Consider the following 23,975-nt stretch of genomic DNA (forward strand, 5'->3'; position numbering starts at 1 on the left):
ATCCTGTATGAACTTGTCTCCACTGTCAAGACTGGAATTAGATCGTTATTATGCCGCTTGAGGATCAAGTGAAGATGTTGTATCTTGGGCTCCTCGGAACAGGGATTGGAGTCTGGGGTTTCTCGGTAGCTGCATTTGCATGGATTCGATGAAACAAAAACGTACGTTTTTTCGTGTAATAGGAAAACAAAGTTCACGTAGGAGCTTCCAGGCGTCGTCAACCTGACGGAGGAGGAGCAGATGAGTCTATCTCGATTTTCGTTTTTCTTGCTGTGTCTGGTGTCAGTTGTGGCGGTTTCGAGCCGGGTCTCTGCCGGCGGGACACAATGGGTTCCGTCCTACTACGGGCAGGCGGACTTCCTTACGGAGTCGCCCGGTACGGCCGGAGGTGCAGCCGGCGCGTACGTCAACCCTGCGGTCCTTGGGGTCTTGCCCGGGCGGGACCTGCAGTTCTTCTGGACGGATCAGAATCTCAAGACCGACGGCGTAAGCCGCTGGGCGCTTCTAAGCGCGGTTCCGCATCTCGGGTTGGGCGTTGAGCGATTCAAAACGCGCGTCCAGATCGGGAGCGTGCTTGAAGACAGGACCCTGACTCAGTATTCCCTCGCGACAGGGTTTGGCGACGAGGGATTCGCAGTTGGATTTGGTCACTCGTGGACGACCGGAGACGCAGCTCAGATGAACCGTGCGAACACTGTAAGTCTCGGTCTCCTGGCGCGGCCTTGCAGGTTCGCTTCGCTGAGCGCTGTGGGCACCTCCGCATACCAGAAGGGAGACACTCGCCTTGTTGCAGACATTGGAATACGGCCGCTCGGAACGACATTCCTTACGCTCCTTGGTGATGCCGAGTTTATGGATCATCAGTCGATTGATGATCTTGAGTGGGGGGCGGGCCTTGGTTCTGAGATTCTCCCGGGGATTCTCGTGGCGGGCAAGGTGAGAAAGGGCGGCACATACCAGCTTGGAGTGTCGGTTTCATTTGGTTCGGTGGAAGGTTCTGTTCAGCCGCACTACGATAAGGACAATAACCGGACTTTCAACACGTACGGCCTAAGATCCGGCTATCTTCAGAGAAATGTTGTCACCGATATGACCCAGAAACGGAAGCTCTATTACAAGCGCGCGATGAAAGGGCAAGTTGGTTACCAGCGCTTCCAGTTCATGGATCCGGTGAGCCACGATCTCAAACGCCTTCTCGCACAACTCGAGGATGTCCGGCAGGATGATCGCTATGCAGGCGTTGCCCTCAACCTCTCCGACATGCAGATAAACTACGCTCTTGCGTGGGAACTGAGAGAGAAGCTGAAAGAGATCCGCTCTTCGGGCAAGAAGGTCGTCACATTTGTCGACAATATTGGAATGGTCAACTACTACGTCGCCTCGGCAGCCGACCGTGTTGTCATGGATCCAATCGGCATACTCGAGATGGGAGGCTTGGCACTAAACCGCACCTACTACCGGCAAATGTTTCAGAAGCTTGGTGTCGGCATGCAGGAATGGCGGTTCTTTACGTACAAGTCTGCTGCTGAAACCTTCGCAAGGGAGAACATGAGTGAGGCGGACAGGGAGCAGCGACAGGCTCTTGTGGATGGTTGGTACGCACAGATGCGGAAGGATGTCTGTGAGGCACGCAAGATCTCCCCTGCTCAGTTTGACAATATTGTGAACAAGGAAATGGTGATGCTGCCCAAGCGGGCCATGGAGCTGGGATTGGTTGATAGCCTGGGGCACTGGCTTGATGCCGAGAAGATCGTGAAGGGTCTCGAGGGTGAAAAAGGAAAGCGCCTCGTCGGACCAAAGCGGTTCGAGGCACAGAAGTACCACAAAGACGAGTGGGGACGGCCGCCGGAGGTAGCGCTCATATATGGGCTCGGGCTCTGCGCCATGGATGAGGGCATAACCGCCCGGAAACTCGGGAACGTCGTCAAAGGCGCAGGGAAAAGTAAGAGAATAAAAGCGATCGTGTTCAGGGCCGATTCACCCGGCGGGGATGCTCTGGCATCCGAGGTGGTCGCGCGTGAATTACTGGAAGCTTCAAAGAAAAAGCCGGTGATCGTCACGCAGGGTATGGTCTCCGCGTCAGGGGGTTACTGGATTTCGATGTATGGAGACACGATTGTCGCAACGCCCATGACAATCACCGGTTCGATCGGAGTCATTGGGTTCTGGGCATGGAATGACGGATTCGGCGGCAAGATAGGACTCACGTCTGACCATGTGCAGAAAGGCGACCATGCCGATCTGCCCCTGGGAATCGTGCTGCCGTTTGTCGGCATGGCGCTCCCGGACAGGAATCTGACTTCCGACGAGTACGCGAAAATGAAGGATCTCATTCTTACAGCATACGATGAATTCCTCGAGCGGGTGGGGAGCGGCAGGGGCATGGCAAAGGCGGATGTGGACAAGGTCGGTCAGGGCCGGGTCTGGACTGGAACGGCGGGCAAGGAGAAAGGTCTTGTTGACGAGATAGGCGGGCTTGAGAGGGCCATGGTGATTGCTCGTGAGGCTGCCGGCATTTCCAAGGAGAGGACAGTCTTCATAAGAGAGCTTCCCGGAAGAGGGTTCATCAATCCGCAGGCGTTCGATTTCAGTCCGATCAAGGCTCAGGCGGATAGCTACGAGCTGCAGTACATCAGGAAACTTCTCGAAGCGAAGGGGCGTCCTGTTTACATGGTTCCGCCCGATCTGATTGTGGAAAAGTAGTCCCGAAAAGTGCGTCTGTGAGCTATGGGTGGGATTGCGCAGCCCGGCAGGATTGTGCAATCCCGCTGCCTTTTTCTCCGTGGCTGCGTGGGCCAGAGTGGCCGGAAATTCAGTGAGGATTTTCGACTTCAGCAAGGATTGTTGAGAACTGATTGGACCGCGGAAATTCGGAGTTTCCCTTCGTAGAGTGCTCTCCCGACGATAATCGCACGCAGGGAATGCGATCCTAGTTTCTGCAACTCAGCGACGTGACCGAGAGTCGAAACGCCGCCCGCGAGAGAGAAAGAAGAGTCTTGCGGAAAATCTATGTTTCTCAGCAGCTCAACGTTGGGCCCTTTCATCGTGCCGTCCCTTGTCACATCGGTAAGCACGAAATCTCTGAAGCCCGCGTTGTGAAGATTGAGGATTCTGCCTTGCAGATTTTCTTGCGTCCTCCCGGGCGATTCTTCAAATAGAAGACCCTCTTCCCTGAAGTCAATGGCTGCGCTCAAGCTTCCGCCGAATCTCGCCAGGGCCTTCTTCACAAAAACACTTCTGGCCGTGGATCCTGGGCCAAGAACAACTTGCACGCCCCCCAAGTCAAGAATGGTCTCGATGGCATTCTCATCTTCGATGCTTGCGCTCAACTGCCACGGAATTTTCACCGCATCAGCAATGCTCCTGAGCGCCTTGACATTGTTACCCTTTTCTGAGAAGCGGCCACCCAGGTCAACGATGTGAAGGCAATCGGCTCCGTCTTTCTCCCATCGCCGGGCAATGGCTGCCGGATCAGAGCTGTAAGTTATCACTTCCTTCTTTTCTCCCCTTCTCATCCTGACAACTTTTCCATCAAGGAGGTCAATTGCAGGGAAAATCTGAATTACTTTCGCATCCCCCACTACAAGTCTTCCTCAACGAATGAGGGAATGCTCTCTCCCCTTTCGAGATCCTCATAAGTTTCTCTTTCCCTGATAACGGCAAATCTGTCGCCTTTCACAAGAACCTCGGCGCATCTCGGTCGGGAATTATAGTTTGATGACATGGAGAACCCGTAAGCTCCCGCACTCATCACCGCAAGGAGTTCTTCCCTCTCTACATTTGCGATTCTCCTGTCTTTCGCAAAGAAATCGCCTGTCTCGCAAATTGCTCCGACTACATCGGCGGTTTCACGTTCTTTGGTTTCCCTGACAGGCAGGATTTCGTGGTAGGCATCGTAAAGAGCAGGCCTCATCAAATCGTTCATGGCGGCATCCACAATGATGAATTTCTTTGCCTGTGTCCGCTTGATCTGGATCACTCTGGTCAGAAGGATTCCTGCATTTCCGGCAATCACTCTTCCAGGCTCAAGGACCAGGTTTAGCTTTCTCTCATTGATCAGCGATGTGATTTCTCTTGCGAATTTTTCGAGCTCGGGCGGCTTTTCGTCCTTGTACGTTATTCCCAGGCCTCCGCCGAGGTCGAGGAATTTCAAATCGATGCCGGCGGTCTTGAGTTCATCGAGAAGTGAAAGGAGTCTCAGGAGAGATTCTTTGAAAGGACCGACATCAACGATTTGAGATCCGATATGTTCATGAATTCCCACCAGTTCAATTCCCGGCAATGCCGCTGCTTTCTGGCATGATTCCAATGCTCGTCCAATGTCTATTCCGAACTTGTTGGTTGCCCCGCCGGTCCTCACGTAAGGATGAGTGATGGATTCGACGTGCGGATTTATCCGGAGCGCGACTTTCGCCCTTTTGTGCTTCCTCTTGGCCAATTCATTGAGCACTGCGAGTTCTTCAAGTGAATCCACGTTGAAAAACAGAATCCCGGAATCAAGGGCGAAATCAATCTCGTCATCGGTTTTCCCGACTCCGCCGAAGATGATTCTTCCGGGTGGAAAGCCCGCCTTGAGAGCTCTGTGAAGCTCGCCGCCCGAAACAATATCTGCGCCTGCACCCCGTTTCGCGATTGCCCGGAGAATTGCGAGGTTTGAGCACGCCTTCACGGAGTAAGCCACGAGCGGCTCAAGCGGAGCCCAGGCATGGACGTATCGTCTGAAGTGGTTGAGGATTGTGTTGAGACTGTAAACATAGGAGGGCGTTCCCGCCTGGGATGCTATCTCAGTTAGGGAGACGCCTTCACAGAAAAGTGATCCTTCGCGATACGAGAACAGATGCATCGGTTGAATTCCCAATTTCAGCAAAACGGCCAATTGCCTTGAAATATCTGGACAAATGAACGGTTTCGAAAGACTATACTCTCTCTTGCAGCGTGTCAAACAATGGAGAGAGATGTCCTTGAACGGACATTTCGAAAATCTCTAGACTCCCTTCTTGGACGAGCGAGCGACCCAGCTGGGGGGCGAATTTGCGCTGTCTGAGGGCGAAGCCCGAGTTCGCAAATTCGAGTGAGCGAGTCCGAGAAGGATCGACATTTTCGGATGAAGTGAAAGGACAGCTCTTTCACGATGCTCAAGTCGAAGATTGGAGATTGTTCCGGGTGAGGAAACTAGTTGAAAGTCTACTTATTGTTCTGATCCTTGGGGTTGGCATCGTGGCCTTTTTCTGGCCGCAGAACAAGGTGAATTGGAAGAAGCATCGGGCGATCATCTTCGAGAGCGATGATTGGGGAATGGCTGCGTGGACTCCGGACAGCGCCGCCTACAAGAGACTCCTTCCGCTTGGAGTCTATGCAGGGCCGGAGGGAAAGGACTACGCCCTGTCAACTCTGGAAAATGCGCGGGATCTGGACCGTCTCTTTTCCCTCCTTGAGAGTTTCAAGGGTGCCGATGGAAGGCATCCTATGTTCCAGGCCAATTATGTCCTCGCCACGCCCGACTATCCGCTCATCGAGAGGAATGGATTCAGAGAATTTTTCTACACCAGCTTCTGGGATTTTCCTGAAAGATGGAAGAGGCCCGGACTTCGCGAAAAAACACTCGAGGGCATAGACCGCGCAGTGTGGTGGCCCGAGTATCACGGGTTCTCGCATATCAGCATTCCGCATTGGCTTTCACTCCTCAGGGAAGGAAATGAGAACGCACTTGCTGCTTTCACGGAACAGAGTTTCGTCTCGGGCGAGCATTCTGTTCCTCCGGAATACTCTCCACTCGTTCCCGACTCGACAAGAGCCCGCTATATCAAAGAAGGGCTCTTGAGATTCGAAGAAGTATTCAGGATGATGGCGCATTCAACAGTTGCCCCCGACCTCGTGTGGGACAGTTTTGCGGAGAATTACCTTTGCAGGAATGGAATCCGGGTTATTCAGTCGAAGTGGGAAGAGCCAATTCCTGCATACACGTTGCCCTTGAGAATCAAAAAACTCTTGAAGAGGAATATACAGAAATGGGTGTTCAGAGACCGGTTCTACCCAAAGAGAAATGTGAATTTTGAACCAGCTGGTTCATTTGAAGCTGGAAGCATTCAAGGAGTGAATCAAGCCGAAAACCTCATAAGGAATTGCTGGGACAAAGGGGAGCCCGCAGTCGTCGGAACTCACCGGTACAACTATGTCTCACTGGATTTCATGTTTCGCGAAGCCGGGTTCAGGCAGCTCAGAGTGCTTCTTGCGCGGCTGACCAAATCGAACGACGTAATCTTCCTGACCGATACTGAGCTTCATCAACTTACGCGGACGGGGACATCAATACTCCCGTTTGGAAGGGGCGACCGCTCTCTGAATCCGGATTTGCTGCTCCGAAACTACACAGGTCATGCGGTCAAGAAACATGTGAGAATCATGCCGATCGCTGCGACAGGACAGAAAGTCAGGTTTTCACTCGTGAGCCCACGGAGCGGTGAGATTGTGCCGGGAAGACAAAACGTGGCACGCAATGGTACGGTTTCAGTGAACCTTCCTGAAGGCGAGTGGATATTCCAGTTGAACCCTGACGTCCACCGGGATATGAGGTAATCAGAGGAACTTAGAAGGGAGAAATCGTTATGGCCATTACCCACGAGCCAAAGCGAGCAGCGGGATCAGGCACAAAAAAAGCGAGTCTGTATGATAACGTAACCAAACAGTTCGACGATGCGGCGGACCTCATGAAGCTTAATCCGGACATACGGAGTATCTTGGGAAAGACGATGAACGAAATCGTTGTCCATTTCCCGGTGAAGATGGATGATGGCCGGATTGAAATGTTATCCGGCTATCGCGTCCAGCACAACAACGTGCTCGGCCCATTCAAAGGCGGACTGCGCTATCACCCCGCGGTAGACATTGATGAAGTGCGAGCGCTCGCGACATGGATGACATGGAAGACAGCAATCTCCGGCATCCCGTTTGGCGGAGCCAAGGGCGGAATCCACCTGGACCCATCAGAGTACACGCCCGGTGAATTGGAGCGCATCACGCGCCGGTTCACGTTTGCCCTGGGCAACAACATAGGGCCTGAGTACGACATCGTGGCCCCGGATGTGAATACCAATGCGCAAATCATGGCGTGGATTCTGGACACTTACCTTTCCACGATGCCTCCGGATGAGCGGAATCGCTGCACTCATATCGTGACCGGAAAGCCGGTGGAGTCCGGCGGCAGTTTGGGACGCGACAAGGCGACAGGGCAAGGTGTTGTCTTCGTGATGGAACGCTGGGCAAAGGATCACGGCTTCAATCTGAATGGCGCCACTTACAAGCTTCAGGGTTTCGGGAACGTCGGTTCCTGGACGGCTCGTCTCTTGAAGCCACATGGTGCAAGGCTTGTCGCAGTCGAGGATATTACCGGAGCCGTCAGCAACCCTGACGGTATCGACCCCGACGAACTGTGCAGTCACATGAAAGAGCACAGGCAAATCAAGGACTACCGTAAGGCGACCCCAATTGACCATGTTGCGTTCATGAGTGCTAAAGTTGACATTTTCATCCCGGCGGCAATGGAAAACCTAATCACAGCCGATACAGCCCATCTTGTGGACGTCAAACTTGTCGTCGAGGCTGCCAATGGACCTACCGACCCGGACGGCGATGTGATCCTCCGGAAAAAAGGAATAGAGGTCATTCCGGATATTCTCTGCAACTCGGGCGGAGTAATCGTCAGCTACTTTGAGTGGCTTCAGAATAAACGCAGCGAGAACTGGGAACTTGAAGAGGTCGATAGTAAACTCCAGAAGAAGATATTGGGCGGCTATGAACGTGTGAGCAGCACTGCGAAGAAGTACGAGACTGATTGGCGTACGGCCGCCTATATCGTTGCTCTCAAACGCCTGGAGACGGTCTACAGAGAACGCGGCATTTTTCCATGATTGCGTAAGATGCAGATTTCCCGGTTAGCTCTGAGCGCCCTGTCTCCCATCTCGTGACCGTAACATCAGCGTCAGATGTGAGCCAGCGATCGTCGTCAGGAATTGCAGAATTGGCGATATCACAATCATCAGAACCAACCAGCCGATGAAGCTTGCCCTCGGATCATATAAGATCAGCGGAACCCCCAAGTTAGCATAGTCTGTACTGGGATTGAACAGCATGACAATGCATCTTCCCCAAATTATTGCCATCAGAACGAAAGTGAAGGCCGAGGTAACAACCGCATAGAGGAAGAACTTCTGCAGAAGTTGTCTGATCTCGTGAGTGGTGGGAGCGACAACCCTGGCGATATACCAGCCGGTCAGAAAACCGAGAAAAATGCAGAAAACTGGGACTCCCATTCCAACTCCGGCGCAGATTGTATCGACGATTGCGAAGATCCCAAACGCCCATCTGAGTTTGATCGTGAAGAAACTATTCATGCAGAGAGCTAATCGACCCTCTCAATAAACGCGTCCCTAAGAAGCTTGCTCTGACGGTTGAATGCCTGCCTCGGGTTCTTAGGGTCCTTCATAAGAGCAATCTCCTGAGTGATAAGCCGGGCAAGATTCAACGTGTGCGTGTCGGCTCTCGCGGCTTCTCTCCTGTAAAGCGGATGGTCACGGTTTATGTATATAGTCGTCTCCTCTGAGAAGACCTCAGCGCTATCTTCCCCATAACTGTCAACTACACATGAGACGCCCGTTTCGCCGAATTTCATTCTCTTGATGATTGCATTAGGCGTGAGTGCCTTTACTTTCGGACGTTTCTTTCTTTTCTTTGGGGGTTCAGGACGCTTTTCTTCGGACTTCACCTCCTCATCCGCTCCTTCGCGCTTCTTGGCGACCGGAGCAGCATGCCCAATGCCCCCTTCCCCACCGCCTACGGGAAGAGCTCCAAACGGTGAAAGGTCAGGATTCGCGGCAAGTGCCCTGTAGATTCTTTGCAGGGCTTCCTTGAGCGCATGGCTAACCCTTCTTCCTTCCTTCTTGGCAGTCAGCCTCTGAAGATATTCCCTCACATTTTCCATTACTCGTTCCATCACCTCAAGAAAGCTCTTGTACTCGCCTGAGTCTTTTAGGAACCCGGTCCTGTCGCTGGTTATGGGAAGGAAGTCGGCATTAACCTCTCCTCTCACCCTTGCCATCACCTTCCCCCATGTTTCCATTCCAAGGAGCTCTCTTCGAATCGTCACCTGTTTCACCTTTATCTCGATGCCTGGCTGTGTCTCAGCAGACGCAGTCTCGGCCAGGACTATTATCTCTCCCGTTATGGGCCCGAAAGCTGTTCCCTCAAGAAGAGGAATTCTGTGTCCCGAAAGGCTCCTTGGAGTTACAGTATGGGCGTTTATTCTCACCCGGAAGTGAGGGGCCTTGATTGGTGTTCCTTCTATTATCTTTGCCTCTATGTCCGCTGGCTCAAATTCCTTTTCCAACGCGGACAAGATGACGGTCGTACCGTTTTCTCTTCTGAAGTGAGGAGGAAGTATCTCAAGCGGAAGCTTCCATTCATCTACTTCCTTTTCCCACCGATCCTTGTCGAAAACGACTCTTGCTACAAAGTCCTCTTTCCTGGTAATGACTTCAAACCTCTTGCAGGCCCCAAGACTCGCGAACTTGCCGATGCCGAACTGCCCTATCCTGTCTCTCCGGTACACGGGAGATTTTGGAGAATAGAGCTTCTGCTGAGAGCCGATGTTGAAATACTGCTTGAGCCCTTCTCTGTCCATGCCGCTTCCATTGTCGCTTATCTCTATTGAGTTCTCCGAGACCAGGACACTGACCAGAGTGGCATCAGCATCATAAGCGTTGTTGACGAGTTCCCTCACAAACTCGATGCTCTCAGCATAGAGTCTCTCTCCTAGGGTCGTTATGTGGCTCTTGTCGATTGTTACCTGAATGAATTCCGGGGATTCCATGAATACTCGTCTCCTGTCAGTCTTCACACCGGCCCTGACCGTCTAGTACTAATACTACCACCATTCCCTGGAAGCAACCAGTTTCAATTACTGTTGCCGGGGCAGGGGCCGCTCAAGAGGACGCAATCAACGCCGAAAGAGTCAACCAGCTCAGGCGGCACAACGAAAGTATTACTTGGCAAAAGGGACTACCGTTTGTAAAGTTCAACATAATGACCGGGCCGAGCCTCAGAAGACCATACCTTGCAGGCATCAATAAGATTCTAAGCCCGCACTTTTAACTGTATCAAACATCCCTGTTTTGGTAGAATCGCCGCGCATTCTCATACGTTTGTCGTTGGGCGGGCAGGTCGCAAAGATGTGAGCAAAGGCGGTCCTCACATGGGGAAAAAACGTAAGGATGGATATTCGTCCCTAAGGGAAGCAGGACTCTTATCGACAATTCCGTTTCTCCTTGCCGGTGGGCCGGTAATTGGTTTTTTCGTTGGGAGTTTTCTCGACAAGAGACTGGGGACTTCACCTTACCTCTCCATAGTCTTTGTCGTGCTGGGATTTGTTGCAGGAATAAGAGAAGTCTACAAGGTAATAAGTCTGGCGATGAGAGAGGAAAGGAAAAGAGAGGAAGAAAGGAAATAGGCTATTGGGTCTCGAATTCTACCTAAGAGGAAGAAATCTAACACTTTTTCTCTCCATCCTGGCTTCACTGTTTGGCGCAACCTACCATTCGCCCTCGGCCGCTCTTGGATTTCTCGCCGGCACTCTGTGGAGCATTCTTAATTTCGAGCTGATTCGCTCCCTTGTCTCATTTCTGAGCGAGCGCCATTTGGCCGTTGTTCCTGAACCTTTTGGCGGCGCGAAATCCGGCGTGTCTGGTTGGGGTCCGATTCCGAGCGTCCTCGCTCTTTTCCGCACTGTCTGGCGCAATACCGGAAAAAAGCTTCAGAGAATGCTTGAAGGTCATCGTCGAATCAAGCTTGTCGTTATCGTCGCAATCAAGTTTCCGGTTCTCTACGGCTTGGGCTGGGTTCTCCTGGCATCGGACCGTCTCCCAATCTACTTCCTTCTTGCGGGCTACACGCTTCCGTTTGCTGTGATCTTCCTGAAAGCGGTCGGAAGCGCGCTCACGTCAAGCTCATCTCGTCCAACCCCCTCACCCTGCCCTCTCCCCAAAGGGGAGAGGAATGAGGAGAATACTCCTGCGGGTGCCCCGAAAAAGCTCCTCTTTCTCGTTCCGTTCGTTGTTCCCTTCTTTCTCTACGCCCTTCCATCTTTGACTTTTTCTTCCGAAGCAAAGAAAGAAGGCGGAGCACCCGAGCTTCCCAATATCATCATCCTTCTTGCGGAAGGAATAGGAAATGTCGGCTGGGCAGAGTTCCTGGAAAGATACCAGAACATCTTTTTCTCCTGGCTCATTATCATCGGGCTCAGCATTCTCGGCTATCTTGCATCAAGAAGGCCCGCGATGGTGCCCGGGAAATTTCAGAACGGCGTCGAACTCGTCGTCGAACAGATTGAGAATCTCATCGTCGGAATCCTTGGCGAGAGAGGAAGAGAATTGGTTCCGTTCCTGGGCACTCTGTTCATCTATATTTTCTCCATGAACCTCTTCGGCCTGATCCCCGGGATGAAATCTCCTTCGTCGAGCCTGAGCACGACGGCAGCCCTCGGCATAACAGTCTTTTTCTATGTTCAGTACAGTGGAATAAGGAATCTTGGCTTCCTCGGATATTTTCACCACCTTGCAGGAAGTCCGCGTGACGTGATTGGCTGGGCAATGGTCCCGATAATGCTTCCGGTCCATATCCTCGGAGAGCTCATAAAGCCGGTGAGTCTCTCTTGCCGTCTCTTTGGAAACATTTTTGGTGAGGATGTCTTGATAGCAGTTTTTGTAGGGCTTGGTGTTACTATCCTGAGCTTTCTTCATCTTCCCGTCGGAATTCCTCTCCAGCTTCCATTCATTTTTCTTGCTTTGTTGACCAGTGCAGTCCAGGCACTGATTTTTACTCTTCTTAGCACAATTTATTTCTTGCTGATGTTTCCTCACGAGGAGAGTCATTGAGAGGAGGTGAAACAGGTGAGTCTTCAGATAGCGCTAGGTTTTGCTTTGCCTGTCTCGCTTGCGATTGCAGCGTTGGGCTCCGGGCTGGGTCTTGGAAAGATGGGTTCGTCCGCGATGGAAGCCATGGGACGGCAGCCTGAGGCGGCAGGAAAGATTCAGATTGCGATGATCATTGGATTTGGATTCATCGAGGCTCTTACGATCTACGCATTCGTGACCATGTTCTTCCTCTCGGGAAAAATCTAGAAAAGAATCCGGGATCGGGAGTCCGATTGTGCCTCTTGAGTGCGGCCCTGACAAAGTCGGCCGCGCTTCTGAGCACCTCGGGATGAAGAATTTCTGGATTAGCCCTTATCCTTGTTCCTCTCCCCTTTAGGGGGAGAGGAGAGGGCGTGGGACACCTGGATGAGATTGGACTTGTGCAGGAGCCGAAATGGGATTAATTGACTTGAGTCAGGTCGTAACACAGATTATCGGATTTCTCCTGGCGCTCTATCTTCTCAAGCGGCTTGCCTGGAAGCCTCTTCTTCACATTCTTGACGAAAGAAGGGGAAAGATTACGGGCGAGTTTGAAGAAATTGAGAAACTGAAGGGTGAGATAAAGGCGATCGAGCTGAAGCTGACGACTGCGCTCAAGGGGATTGAGGCACTCGAAAGAGCAAAGATCCAGGAAGCAATCTCGGAAGGACAAAAGATTGCACGGGAGATCAGAGAATCTGCCAGGGACGAAGCGAAAGAAGTCATCGAAAAAGCAAAGATGGAAATCGGCAGGGAGAGAGCAAAAGCAAGGATTGAGCTTAGAGATGAGATTGTTGATGCCGTTGTCCGGGCAACCGAACGCATCATAAAGCAGACTCTCACCGAGGAAAATCAGAAGAAACTCATATCGGATTTCATAGAAGGGCTTGAAACACTCAAATGAACACTGGCTTGCTTTCAAAAAAGTATGCGGTCGCCCTTTTCGGATTCGCGCGAAAGAAAGGCGAGGTTGAAACCGTCGAGAATGATCTGAATGCGCTTAGGGAGTTCCTGAAGAGGGATGCAACTCTCATCACTTTTCTTGAATCCCCCGATGTTCTCGACAGCCACAAAGAAACGCTTCTTAAGGATGTCTTCGGTCAGAGAGTATCGAGGAGCGTGCTTGAGTTTCTTCTCCTTCTCTTTAGAAAAAAACGAATGCGCCTGCTTGAGAATATCTGTGACGATTTCGAATCTCTTGCACTGGAAGCGAGAGGCGTGCAGAGGGCCAAAGTGATTACCGCTTTCAAGCTTAGAGATGACCTGAGAGATTCTCTTGGGAGCGCCTTGGAGTCCGTGACTCGCAAGAAAATCGTTCTTCAGGAAGAGGTCAATCCCGAGCTCATCGGAGGCGCCGTAATCATTGTTCACAACAAAGTGATCGATGACAGTGTAAGAACAAAACTGGAGAAACTGAGAGATTCCCTGATAAGTACACGGGTTCATTAGTGCCCCCTCACCTCGATCCTCTCCCCGGTGGGGAGAGGTTGGTAAGGGGCTCTCCCCTCTCCCCATTGGGGAGAGGGGAGGGTGAGGGGCTGATTGATTGCATACATGCGATTGCTACATAGCTTTCCCGATTGAATTACGGGTTCATTAGCGAAAAAAGGCGGCTCTTGGAGGTGCGAGAATGAAGCTTAGACCCGAAGAGGTCAGTTCAATAATCAGGAAGGAAATCGAGAAGTACGAAACGACCCTCGAGATGAAGAGCGTCGGTCTTGTTCTTCAGGTTGGAGACGGCATTGCAAGGGTGTGGGGACTTGAAGATGCGATGGCCGGCGAACTTCTCAAGTTTCCAGGCGACGTAATGGGAATGGTATTGAACCTCGAGGAAGACAATGTCGGCGCAGTCCTCTTCGGTTCTGACGAGAAGATAAAGGAAGGCGACATGGTGACCAGAACAGGGAAGATTGCCTCTGTTCCTGTCGGACCGCATCTCAAGGGAAGAGTGGTGAATGCTCTGGGCATGCCGGTGGACGGGAAGGGTCCGATTGCCACGGATAAGTTCCGCCCAATAGAGGGAAGAGCGCCGGGGGTGGTCGAAAGACAGCCGGTCAAGGAACCGGTCCAGACTGGCCTCAAGGCAATTGACTCCATGATTCCAATCGGCAGAGGTCAAAGAGAACTCATAATCGGGGACAGGCAGACAGGAAAGACTGCCATTGTGGTTGACACGATTCTAAATCAGAAGGGGACTGACCTTCACTGCATATACGTTGCGATAGGTCAGAAAGAATCCACAGTGGCAAGGGTCGTTCAGATTCTTGAAGAGCACAATGCGATGGAGTACACGACTGTGGTGTCAGCGACAGCCAGCGAGCCGGCGCCGCTTCAGTATATCGCTCCCTATGCAGGGTGTGCGATTGGGGAGGAGTATCTCTACAACGGAAAACATGTAGTGGTTTTCTACGATGACCTTTCGAAGCACGCTCAGTCATACCGGCAACTCTCCCTTCTCCTGAGAAGGCCGCCCGGCCGCGAAGCTTTTCCCGGTGATATCTTCTATCTCCACTCGCGGCTTCTTGAGCGGTCAGCCAAGTTGAACAACGAGCTCGGAGGCGGTTCATTGACTGCGATCCCGCTGGTCGAAACACAGGCAGGCGACATCTCCGCCTACATTCCCACAAATGTTATTTCCATAACTGACGGACAGATATTTCTTGAATCTGACCTTTTCTACTCGGGAATCAGGCCCGGAATAAATGTTGGAATATCCGTATCACGAGTAGGAGGGAAGGCTCAGGTCAGCGCGATGAGAAAGGTTGCGGGACGGTTGAGGCTGGAGCTTGCACAGTACGGAGAGCTTGCGGCATTTGCGCAGTTCGGCTCAGACCTCGATAAATTAACACTTGCTCAGCTCACAAGAGGTGAAAGGCTTACGGAAATCCTGAAGCAGAATCAATATGTGCCAATGCCGGTTGAAAAGCAGGTGATGATAATTTACGCGGGGACTAACGGATTCCTTGACGACCTGGCAGTGGAAGCCGTCCGGAAGTTTGAAGGGGAGTTCCTTCAGTTCATGGAAAAGGAATACCCGGATGTCGGGCATGATATCGCCAGGACCAGGGACTTGAGCAAGGCAACCGAGGCAAAACTGAATGAGGGAATCAAGACATTCAAAGAGCAGTTCGTAAAACAGTAAGGGGAATATGCCGCCCGCCAGAGAGTTCAGAAGAAGAATAAGAAGCGTTAAGAACACGATGCAGGTCACAAAGGCCATGGAGCTGGTCTCTGCTGCCAAGCTCAGGCGCTCTCAGCAGAAGGTGCTTAACGCAAGGCCGTACTCGACTGGCATGAAAGGAATCCTTGAAAGGGTTTCTCTGGCAGCAAGAGAGTTTTCCCATCCGTTCTTCGAGGCGAGGGAAGGCGGGAAGACTTGCCTTGTTGTCGTGACTTCCGATAAGGGGCTCTGCGGCGCATACAATACGAATGTGTTGAAGAAGGCAGAGGAGTTCCTCGAAGAATGCGAGCTCGAGAATACGGTGCTGTTTCTGATTGGCAGAAAGGGCTTTGACTACTTCAGGAAGCGGAGATGGAAAATCGCCGGAAAGCACACTGAAATGCGCGGACGGCTTGACTTGAGGACGGTAAAGAAGGTGACTGACGAGTTGCTTCATCTCTATCTTTCCGGAGAGGTCAACGAAATCCGTCTTCTTTATACGAGCTTTATCAGTTTGCTCTCAAGAAAGGTGACTCTCGAAAAATTCCTGCCGATTTCTCCAGTGGGAAGTGAGCAACGTGGCAGAAGCATTGATGGAAACAAAGAGTCACCTCGTGAACCGCATCTTACGACGGCTGGGCCGGGGCCGGGAAAATCTGAAGAATCCAGGGAAGTTCTGGACTACATCCTTGAACCGTCGCCGGAAGCCATATTCGAGTCTCTTCTTCCAAGGTATGCGATGACCCGCATCTTCATCGGCCTTGCTGAATCGTTTGCATCGGAGAATTCTGCAAGAATGATTGCTATGAGCGCTGCCACCAAGAATGCGCAAGAGATGATAGATTACCTCACACTTATTATGAACAGGCTGAGGCAGGCGGCAATAACCAAAGAGATTTCTGAAATTGTTGGCGGAGGAGAAAATCTCAGATAGCGCGAGGACAAGCGGCGTCCGGTAAGGCGTGGTAAGAAAGGAGAAGATGTGGCTGAAGACGAAAAAAGAAAACCGGCCATCGGAAAGGTGGTACAGGTAATAGGTCCGACGGTTGATGCCGAATTCGAAAGCGACAAACTTCCTGCGATCCTCAATGCCTTGAAGATTGAAGCCCCTGAAAGGGGAATAAACCTCACGGTTGAAGTCGCAATGCACCTTGGGGACAACGTCGTCAGATGTGTAGCAATGTCGTCCACTGATGGACTTGTGAGAGGCATGGATGTGATCGACACAGGAGGACCTATTACGGTCCCTGTGGGAAAGGAAGCCCTTGGAAGAATCTTCAATCTGCTCGGCGAGCCAATAGATAAACTCGGTCCAGTCAGTGATGGCTGTAAACGTGCGCCGATTCACAAACCCGCTCCGCCTTTCGATGAGCAGGAAACAAAGACTTCAGTCTATGAAACTGGCATCAAGGTCATTGATCTTCTCGCGCCATATGCCAGAGGCGGGAAAATAGGACTCTTTGGCGGGGCAGGACTGGGTAAGACGGTAATTCTGATTGAGCTCATCAGAAACATTGCGACCGAGCACGGCGGGTTCTCGGTCTTCAGCGGTGTTGGCGAGAGGACGAGAGAAGGTAATGACCTGTGGCTTGAGATGAAAACATCCGGAGTGCTGAAGAGCACCGTCATGGTTTTCGGGCAGATGAATGAACCCCCGGGCGCAAGGCTAAGGGTCGGACTTACCGGCGTGACCATGGCCGAATACTTCAGGGATGAGGAGAGACAGGATGTTCTTCTCTTCATAGACAATATCTTCAGATTTGTCCAGGCCGGGTCGGAAGTTTCTGCCCTTCTCGGAAGAATGCCTTCGGCAGTCGGGTACCAGCCGACGCTTGGAACCGAAATGGGCGCCCTTCAGGAAAGAATTACGTCCACAAAATCCGGCTCAATCACTTCCGTTCAGGCGATTTATGTTCCGGCCGACGACCTCACCGACCCCGCGCCGGCTACGACTTTTTCTCATCTCGACGCCACCGTAGTGCTGTCGAGGAAGATCTCCGAGCTCGGGATTTACCCTGCCGTGGATCCGCTGGATTCAACATCAAGAATTCTGGATCCGAGAGTCGTTGGCGAGGAGCACTATCAGGTCGCGAGAAGCGTCCAGAAGATCCTCCAGAGGTACAAGGACCTTCAGGACATAATTGCGATTCTCGGTATGGATGAGCTTTCCGAGGAAGACAAGACGATTGTCCAGAGGGCAAGAAAGATACAAAAATTTCTGTCGCAGCCCTTCTTTGTTGCCGAAGCTTTCACGGGTACACACGGAAGATACGTGAAGATAAAAGATACGGTCAAAGGTTTCAAAGAGATTGCTGAAGGACTGCACGATGATGTTCCGGAAGCAGCGTTCTACATGGTCGGACCTATTGAGGAGGTGTTGGAGAAGGCTGAGGCCATGAAGGCCCAGCTCACCTGAAATCGTGGCCACTCTTTTCCAGTTTCAAATTCTCACACCGGAGTCGGTTGTCTTTGAGAAGGAAATCTCCTCAGCCATAGTCCCTGGAACCGAGGGCTATCTCGGCATCCTTGCTCATCACGCGCCGCTCATCTCGGGAATAGTCCCCGGGAAAGTAACAGTCAAGGACGTGGATTCCAGAGTCCAGCACTTCAGCGTGGGCGGGGGATTCGTTGAAGTCTCGCTTAACAGGGCTGTTTTGCTTGCAGATTCAATCGAGGCTGTATCTGACATTGATATCGAGAGAGCAAGGAAATCCCTGGAAAGGGCGAGAGAACGGCTTTCATCGCGGTCGCCCGGCACCGATGTGGAAAGAGCACAAGCATCGATGGCCAGAGCGCTAAACAGGATACGAATAGCTGAAGCGGTGAGAGAATAGGAGGATTTCGCGCCTGACAATTCTTGGAATTGAAACATCATGCGATGACGTTGCCTGCGCTATTGTACGGGGAAGAGAGGTCCTTTCCTCGGTTGTTTCCTCCCAGGAAGTCCACAAGCAGTTTGGAGGTGTTGTTCCGGAGCTTGCATCTAGAGCCCATCTCCGCCTCATACTCCCAGTTCTCGAAGAATCATTGAAGAGAGCGGATCTTGAACTCCCGGATGTAGATGCCATAGCAGTTACGAGCGGTCCGGGGCTCATTGGATCGCTTCTCGTCGGTCTCTCGGTTGCCAAAGGCATTGCGTTCGCCCGCTCGATTCCAATTGTCGGCGTGAATCACATCGAAGCTCACCTTCTTACACCGCTTGCTGAAGGAATTGAGCTTTCTCCGCCATTTGTTGGACTGGCGGTCTCCGGCGGACATACGGAGTTCATCTTTGTGAAAGCACTGGATGATCTTATTACGATCGGTTCAACAAGAGACGATGCTGCAGGGGAGGCTTTCGACAAGGCCGCAAAGCTTCTTGCGCTGGGCTATCCAGGGGGACCGGAGATAGACAAGCTGTCAAGAGAGGGAAACAGAGAAAGCTACTCATTCCCCAGAGCATGGCTCGGCAAAGACAGTTTCGACGTTAGTTTCAGCGGTCTCAAGACGGCACTCAGATACTTGCTTGCTTCGATGCCGGCAGAGAAGATTGAGAAGGAAAAGAAGAACATTGCGGCAAGTTTTCAGGAAGCAATTGTTGATGTGCTCGTAACAAAACTGTTTCTTGCAGCGGAGAAGTTCAATGTCACTGAGGTGGTCGTTGCAGGCGGAGTTGCCTCGAATTCAAGACTGAGAGAAGAAGCTCTTCGCGAGGGAAAAAGAAAAGGTATCAAAGTTGTAATACCCTCACCTTCTCTCTGCATGGATAACGCTGTAATGGTTGCAATCGCCGGAGCTCTGAGACTCGAGCGGGGCGAGCGTGCAAACCTCTTTCTTGATGCTCTTCCTACCCTATGATGTGCCCAGCCACCTGAAATCCACTGTTGGAAAAGCGGTTCCCTGATCCCGGGGTTCTTGAAGTGCAGATTGCCAAGCAGGAAATGTGTGGCTTGCAAACTGCAACACCTCCCACGTGACCGTCCAAAGTGCCGGACGTTTGACAGATTACAGTTTCTTGTGATTTGTCCGACCTTTGTGCTAAGTGGGCGGCATCCTGTCGAGATAGCGGATGGGTGGCACAGGAATTGCGGACACAAGACTGAAAAAGAAGAGAAATCGACTGATTTCACGGAAAACTCCAACAACAGAAAGGCATCCAACCATGAGTGCATTCAAGATACTCATCATCGATGATGAGCCAAGCATAAGGAGACTGATCAGGCTTCAACTCGAGGATGCGGGCTACGAGGTCCTCGCAGCACACGATGGGCCCTCCGGATTGGACATAGCCAGGAAGGAGACCCCGGATTTGATTCTGCTCGATCTCATGATGCCGGACATGGACGGCCACGAAGTCTGCAGGCGGTTGAAAAAGAACTACCGGACCAGCTACATCCCGGTCGTTATACTCACTGCTAAAACCGGCATCAAGGACTTGCTGATGGGGCTTGGCGGTGGAGCAAATGACTATCTGACCAAGCCGTATGAAAGGGACGAGCTCCTTGTGCGCGTGAAGAGCGTGCTCGAATGGAGCAGAAGCCAGAGGGAAGCGAGTCCTCTCACCGGGCTGCCCGGGAACATCGCGATAGAGAGAGAAGTAACCAGGAGAATCGCGGAAAAGGAAACGTTCGCGTTCCTCTACGGTGACCTGGACAACTTCAAGGCCTTCAATGACCACTACGGATACGGAAGGGGCGATGAGGCAATAAAGTTCTCTGCCAGCGTCTTCATAGATGCACTGGAGTCAATCAACAGGGAAGACGGTTTCCTTGGTCATATAGGCGGGGATGATTTTGTAGTGGTGACGCACCCTTCAGTAGTTGAGGAACTTGCTCACGATGTCGTGAGAAGGTTCGAAGAAGGGATCAAGAAGTTCTATGACCCGCAGGACAGAAGGAAGGGTTACATAGAAGTTGAAACAAGACAGCACGGCCTTGAACGATATCCGCTTATGACAATAACCCTGGTCTATGTTTCGAGCGCTTCAGTGGAAATCGATCACTACGGGAAGGTGAGTGACATCGTCACAGAACTGAAGAGACACGGTAAGGGCATTCCTGGAAGCGTTGTTCTCAAGGAGAGACGGCGTAAGGAAAACAAGCGGGAGGTTGAGAACAGTGTCCAAAGGCAAGATTCTTGTCGTTGATGACGAGATATACATAGTCCATATACTAGATTTCAGTCTCGGAATGGAAGGCTACGAAGTCGTGACTGCCCTCGACGGCCAGCAGGCGGTTGAGAAGGCAAGGACGGAAAGGCCCGACTTGATAGTCCTCGACATCATGATGCCCAAGATGGACGGCTACGAGGCCTGCAGAAAACTGAAGGACGATCCGGAAACCAAAGAAATTCCCGTAATTCTTCTGTCGGCAAAAGGAAGAAGTGTTGACCAAAAGATGGGATTCGAAGTGGGCGCGGATGACTATGTGACGAAGCCCTTCAGTCCCAAAAAGTTGGTCGAAAGAATAAACACCACTCTGAGACAAGCTGCAATGAAGGTCGTCGGCCGGGTGGAATAGGCCTCACTCAAGAAAGCTTCAGCTTTTCCCTCACGAGGCTCCTTGCCGCCGGCGTTGATCTAGTGTGCCGTCCCAGAAATAACTTTATGGAATGCAGGGCGTTTCATGAGGCACACTGCCGGGGGGTATGAGGGGGTCGCGGCCGACCCCCTTAAGGGGTGACAGCGGAGGGATGCGACGAGTAGGAGCATCCTGAAGCGTCAGAGGGGCGAGAAGCCCCTATGAAAGTGTCGTGTCCGGGGACAAAGACATAGACAAGGAATTTCCGGGACACGACACTAGCAGAAGCCTCACAGACTGATTTTGCGTTTGAATGAGGCCATGTACCCCCTACTGACAGTGATCTCCTTGCCGTTTTTCATCTTGACTAGGAGTTTGCCTCCGAACCACCGGTTGACCGACTCAATGAAGTTCAGATTAACAACATACGATCGGTGCACACGGACGAATTTGGCGGGATCAAGGCGGTTCTCGAGATCCTTGATCGGGAATGAGACAATGAAATCGTGATCGCGGGTGTTGAGAAAAGTGTATTTGTCTTCTGCGTTGAAAAAGTAAATCTCATCCTCCGGGATAAGCACAATCTTGTTGCCGGCGGTGACAGAGAATCGCCTGATAACTCTTCTTTGCTCCTCCATGCTGCGAGCAAGCCGCTCGAGATCTATTGTGACCGATTTGCCCCGCTTCAGGAAATCGGTGAGTTTCGAGATAGCTCTGTCCATGGCTTCCTCTGAAACCGGCTTAAGAAGATAGTCGATAGTATTCTCCTCAAATGCCCGGAGCGCAAACTCATCATAGGCAGTCGTGAATATGACATAAGGCGATTTGTCCAATCCCCTGAGCATCTCAAATCCGGAAGTGACCGGCATCTTGATGTCCAGGAAAATGACATCCGGAGAGGTTTTCCTGACCAGATCCACGCCTTCTTTCCCATTGACAGCCTCGCCAATGACCTCTATCTGCTTGTGCCGTTGGAGTAGATGCTTGAGACGAGAACGCGCAAGCTTCTCGTCATCAACTATGATTGCTCTTATCTGCATTTCTGACCTGGGGTTGGCGTATCACTCCACTCTCGGCACGCTCCGCTGGAATGGTAATCGAGACTGTCGTGCCCTTACCTGGCTCGGAAGCTATGTCGAACCTGTATTCGTCCCGGTACTGAAGCTGAAGCCGCTTCTGCACGCCAAAGAGTCCGTATCCGTAAGAAGCTGTGGCCACATCGAAGCCGGGCCCGTTATCGGTGACCTTGATTATGACCTTCCCATCAGCGTCGGCCGCGGATACTGTGACATTCAATCCATCTGTTGACCCGCGGTGTTTGACTGCGTTCTCGACGAGAGGCTCAATCAAAAGTCCCGGCACCCGCATTTTCATCACGCTCTCCGGGCATTCGATCCTGTAGGAAAGTTTCTCGTCCAGCAGCTCCTTCTCAAGTTCCAGATAATCTCTGACCAGCGCGATCTCATCACCCAAGGGAATCATGCCTCTCTCCGTCATCAAAAGTACTCTGCGGTAAAGGCTGGACAGGCGAACTATGTTCTTGTCTGCACGCTTCGGGTCATCATAGACCAAGGCGGCCAGTGCATTGAGCGTGTTAAACAGGAAATGCGGATTGAGTTTGGCTTGCAGGCTCATAAGCCGGGCTTCGAGCTCAAGTCTCTTGAGCATCTCGTTTTCGAACTCGATTTCCCTGATGCGCGTAATCTTCTCTGCCAGGGTGGACTTGAGATGTTCGTGGGCAACCATGATTATGCTGGTCACAAGGGAGACGGCAAAGCTGAAGATGATGATCCTGCTCCCCACGTGCAGTCTCCGGTAGAGAACAAGGCTCGCGGTCTGGGTGCCAAGCAGGGCGCCGGCCAAAACAAGCACAACGAAGGAGGTGAAGAAATAGGTGCGCGGCAAAGCATAGATGAATCGGTAGAATGATCCCAAGAGCATGCTGATGAAAAAAGTGCACGCTGTAGTGTAAACAAATGTGTAGATGTAAACGGCATAAGTCGATTCCCCGGTGAAGAGCGAAATCAGGGTCCCTACGAATAGCGTGATTAGAGCAATCAGAATAGCGAGGTTTCTGTACGGAAGGTTCTTGAATGGATTCTCGATCATGGCCTAAACCTTATGCCCGCATCCACTAACCGGGATTGAATTGCACTCCCGAACTCAGAATCCGCAGCACCGGAGAGGATAGCTCCTCGTACAAAGAGTGTCACGCCTTTTCCGGCAGATATTGTCACTTGAGGAAGCCACACTCTGCTCATATCGGCTGCGTTCAACAGCAGCGCCAGCTCAAGTCCGGCTGTCCTTTCGGACGGACTCCTGGCATACGCGACAACATAATCATGCATGGCTCCACGTGCAGAAAATACATCGAGACTCCACGCAAGGTTGATGGCCGCCAGCGAGGCCTGGCCGGTCTGAAGCCACCCCCTGAGATACCCGGCGTAGCCGGTAACGCGGCGCCACTCCGCTTTCGAATATCCTTGGTCCCGGTGGAAGTACTCGAGCACGCAGAGATTGTCGCGGGACAGTGTGTACTGAACTCCGACAAGATACTGAGCAAAGCACTTATCGCTGTCTTCTCTAAGCTGCTCAAAGGGGCGTTCATAAAAGAGCTGATAATTGTTGTCGAGCACCTTGTGATAAGAACCGTAGTCACCTTTCTGGAAGCTTGCCTCACCATGAATTTCGGTTCTCTTGCCGGCTGCCGTCGCAAAGTTGAATCCCCATACCGGCGTTTCATGCTCATTGGAAAGGATGGCCGCCGAAACATCCACATTATGAAGACGTCTGTTCAGACGGAAGGCGCCCCCGGTTTGATCCGGCTCAATGTCCGCATGAAAGCGAGTCGACAGGCACGCTGCGATTGACCAGTCTTCGCCGAAGTACTCAACCTTGATCATGTCATTGCCGTCAACTTCTCTGTCCTTGTTCTCTGGATCGGCAAGGTCCTTCTCGGGTGCGACGAAATCCGTAGGGTTGAATGCATAGCCCGTTCCCCATCTCAGGATGCGCCTGCCGGCCGTCAAATTACAGCTAGCCAGGAAATCCCGCTCGAAATAGAGCTGCTTCACGTGGACTTTCCCGTGCCACTTGCTGGCACCTCGCATTTCGCCCGTGAGATCACTGTGCCAATGCAGAGTGAGGATTTCCTGTTCCATCTCGAGAAACTGTGTGACTCGATGAGTCACATCTTCGGTGAGACCAGTGAGATTGACCGTAGTATTGCAGGGGTTGAAGAGTCCGGCGCGGTAGCAGGGCCGGACTGCCCTGTAGAGGCCATCTGCCTTCCACGCAAATCCGTGGGCATACCGCGGGAAGGAAGCAGCGATAATCGCAGGGAGGGCCCAGGCAAGGAGTTTCATCTCAGGGACA

General features: G+C 52.0%; 22 protein-coding genes. 15 read left to right on the forward strand and 7 right to left on the reverse strand.

Features of this window, described 5'->3' with window-relative positions; translation table 11 throughout:
* Positions 1-240 precede the first annotated feature (240 nt).
* Positions 241-2,703 carry a S49 family peptidase gene (locus QME66_03465; GenBank protein MDI6808025.1) on the forward strand — a complete coding sequence of 821 codons (2,463 nt, stop codon included), beginning with the start codon at positions 241-243 and terminating at the stop codon, positions 2,701-2,703.
* Positions 2,704-2,831: 128 nt separating this feature from the next.
* Here QME66_03465 and QME66_03470 read toward each other — a convergent pair whose 3' ends face one another.
* Both QME66_03470 and lysA read right to left on the reverse strand, forming a co-directional pair.
* Positions 2,832-3,581: a HisA/HisF-related TIM barrel protein gene (locus QME66_03470; protein MDI6808026.1), complete on the reverse strand. Its 750-nt coding sequence runs from the start codon at positions 3,579-3,581 to the stop codon at positions 2,832-2,834.
* A complete protein-coding gene (gene lysA, locus QME66_03475) occupies positions 3,581-4,843 on the reverse strand; it encodes a diaminopimelate decarboxylase (protein MDI6808027.1) in 1,263 nt (420 codons plus the stop codon). Before lysA ends, QME66_03470 begins: the two co-directional genes overlap by 1 nt.
* 320 nt (positions 4,844-5,163) lie before the next feature.
* Here lysA and QME66_03480 point away from each other — a divergent pair, with 320 nt between their 5' ends.
* Together QME66_03480 and QME66_03485 are read left to right on the forward strand one after the other, a co-directional pair.
* Positions 5,164-6,576 (forward strand): hypothetical protein, encoded by a 1,413-nt coding sequence (locus QME66_03480; GenBank protein MDI6808028.1) that lies wholly within the window; start codon positions 5,164-5,166, stop codon positions 6,574-6,576.
* 29 nt (positions 6,577-6,605) lie between these two features.
* A complete protein-coding gene (locus QME66_03485; protein ID MDI6808029.1) occupies positions 6,606-7,907 on the forward strand; it encodes a Glu/Leu/Phe/Val dehydrogenase in 1,302 nt (433 codons plus the stop codon).
* A gap of 24 nt (positions 7,908-7,931) precedes the next feature.
* On the opposite strand, the gene QME66_03490 is transcribed toward QME66_03485, so the two are convergent.
* Positions 7,932-8,390: a hypothetical protein gene (locus QME66_03490; GenBank protein MDI6808030.1), complete on the reverse strand. Its 459-nt coding sequence runs from the start codon at positions 8,388-8,390 to the stop codon at positions 7,932-7,934.
* A gap of 8 nt (positions 8,391-8,398) precedes the next feature.
* Entirely contained in the window at positions 8,399-9,865 is a 1,467-nt protein-coding gene (locus QME66_03495; GenBank protein MDI6808031.1) for an ATP-binding protein, read from the reverse strand.
* Between the two features lie 381 nt (positions 9,866-10,246).
* Here QME66_03495 and QME66_03500 point away from each other — a divergent pair, with 381 nt between their 5' ends.
* The 12 genes from QME66_03500 (at position 10,247) to QME66_03555 (ending at position 20,600) form a co-directional block, all read left to right on the forward strand.
* Positions 10,247-10,501 (forward strand): AtpZ/AtpI family protein, encoded by a 255-nt coding sequence (locus QME66_03500; protein ID MDI6808032.1) that lies wholly within the window; start codon positions 10,247-10,249, stop codon positions 10,499-10,501.
* A 4-nt stretch (positions 10,502-10,505) separates the two neighbouring features.
* Complete coding sequence (gene atpB / locus QME66_03505; GenBank protein MDI6808033.1) at positions 10,506-11,924, forward strand: F0F1 ATP synthase subunit A; 1,419 nt, start codon at positions 10,506-10,508, stop codon at positions 11,922-11,924.
* Positions 11,925-11,939: 15 nt separating this feature from the next.
* Positions 11,940-12,170: an ATP synthase F0 subunit C gene (gene atpE / locus QME66_03510; GenBank protein MDI6808034.1), complete on the forward strand. Its 231-nt coding sequence runs from the start codon at positions 11,940-11,942 to the stop codon at positions 12,168-12,170.
* A gap of 187 nt (positions 12,171-12,357) precedes the next feature.
* Positions 12,358-12,846: a F0F1 ATP synthase subunit B gene (gene atpF, locus QME66_03515; GenBank protein ID MDI6808035.1), complete on the forward strand. Its 489-nt coding sequence runs from the start codon at positions 12,358-12,360 to the stop codon at positions 12,844-12,846.
* Complete coding sequence (locus QME66_03520; GenBank protein MDI6808036.1) at positions 12,843-13,391, forward strand: F0F1 ATP synthase subunit delta; 549 nt, start codon at positions 12,843-12,845, stop codon at positions 13,389-13,391. Before atpF ends, QME66_03520 begins: the two co-directional genes overlap by 4 nt.
* Before the next feature lie 181 nt (positions 13,392-13,572).
* Positions 13,573-15,084, forward strand: a complete 1,512-nt coding sequence (atpA, locus tag QME66_03525) for a F0F1 ATP synthase subunit alpha (GenBank protein ID MDI6808037.1) — start codon at positions 13,573-13,575, stop codon at positions 15,082-15,084.
* Between the two features lie 7 nt (positions 15,085-15,091).
* Positions 15,092-16,036 carry an ATP synthase F1 subunit gamma gene (gene atpG, locus QME66_03530; protein ID MDI6808038.1) on the forward strand — a complete coding sequence of 315 codons (945 nt, stop codon included), beginning with the start codon at positions 15,092-15,094 and terminating at the stop codon, positions 16,034-16,036.
* Between the two features lie 48 nt (positions 16,037-16,084).
* Positions 16,085-17,518: a F0F1 ATP synthase subunit beta gene (gene atpD / locus QME66_03535; GenBank protein MDI6808039.1), complete on the forward strand. Its 1,434-nt coding sequence runs from the start codon at positions 16,085-16,087 to the stop codon at positions 17,516-17,518.
* A gap of 4 nt (positions 17,519-17,522) precedes the next feature.
* Positions 17,523-17,936 carry an ATP synthase F1 subunit epsilon gene (atpC, locus tag QME66_03540; GenBank protein ID MDI6808040.1) on the forward strand — a complete coding sequence of 138 codons (414 nt, stop codon included), beginning with the start codon at positions 17,523-17,525 and terminating at the stop codon, positions 17,934-17,936.
* A 4-nt stretch (positions 17,937-17,940) separates the two neighbouring features.
* Complete coding sequence (gene tsaD, locus QME66_03545; protein MDI6808041.1) at positions 17,941-18,939, forward strand: tRNA (adenosine(37)-N6)-threonylcarbamoyltransferase complex transferase subunit TsaD; 999 nt, start codon at positions 17,941-17,943, stop codon at positions 18,937-18,939.
* A 304-nt stretch (positions 18,940-19,243) separates the two neighbouring features.
* Positions 19,244-20,227 (forward strand): response regulator, encoded by a 984-nt coding sequence (locus tag QME66_03550; protein ID MDI6808042.1) that lies wholly within the window; start codon positions 19,244-19,246, stop codon positions 20,225-20,227.
* Positions 20,199-20,600 (forward strand): response regulator, encoded by a 402-nt coding sequence (locus QME66_03555; protein MDI6808043.1) that lies wholly within the window; start codon positions 20,199-20,201, stop codon positions 20,598-20,600. Before QME66_03550 ends, QME66_03555 begins: the two co-directional genes overlap by 29 nt.
* Positions 20,601-20,890: 290 nt before the next feature.
* Here the strand turns inward: QME66_03555 and QME66_03560 are convergent, their stop codons facing one another.
* Genes QME66_03560 through QME66_03570 form a run of 3 tightly spaced genes read right to left on the reverse strand, consistent with a single transcriptional unit; the run spans position 20,891 to position 23,965 of the window.
* Positions 20,891-21,640: a LytTR family DNA-binding domain-containing protein gene (locus QME66_03560; protein MDI6808044.1), complete on the reverse strand. Its 750-nt coding sequence runs from the start codon at positions 21,638-21,640 to the stop codon at positions 20,891-20,893.
* Complete coding sequence (locus QME66_03565) at positions 21,615-22,709, reverse strand: histidine kinase (protein ID MDI6808045.1); 1,095 nt, start codon at positions 22,707-22,709, stop codon at positions 21,615-21,617. The genes QME66_03560 and QME66_03565 overlap by 26 nt, the downstream gene beginning before the upstream one ends.
* Positions 22,706-23,965 (reverse strand): hypothetical protein, encoded by a 1,260-nt coding sequence (locus QME66_03570; GenBank protein MDI6808046.1) that lies wholly within the window; start codon positions 23,963-23,965, stop codon positions 22,706-22,708. Before QME66_03570 ends, QME66_03565 begins: the two co-directional genes overlap by 4 nt.
* Between the last annotated feature and the right edge of the window lie 10 nt (positions 23,966-23,975).

The organism is Candidatus Eisenbacteria bacterium, assembly GCA_030017955.1.
Taxonomy (GTDB): Bacteria; Eisenbacteria; RBG-16-71-46; order JASEGR01; family JASEGR01; genus JASEGR01.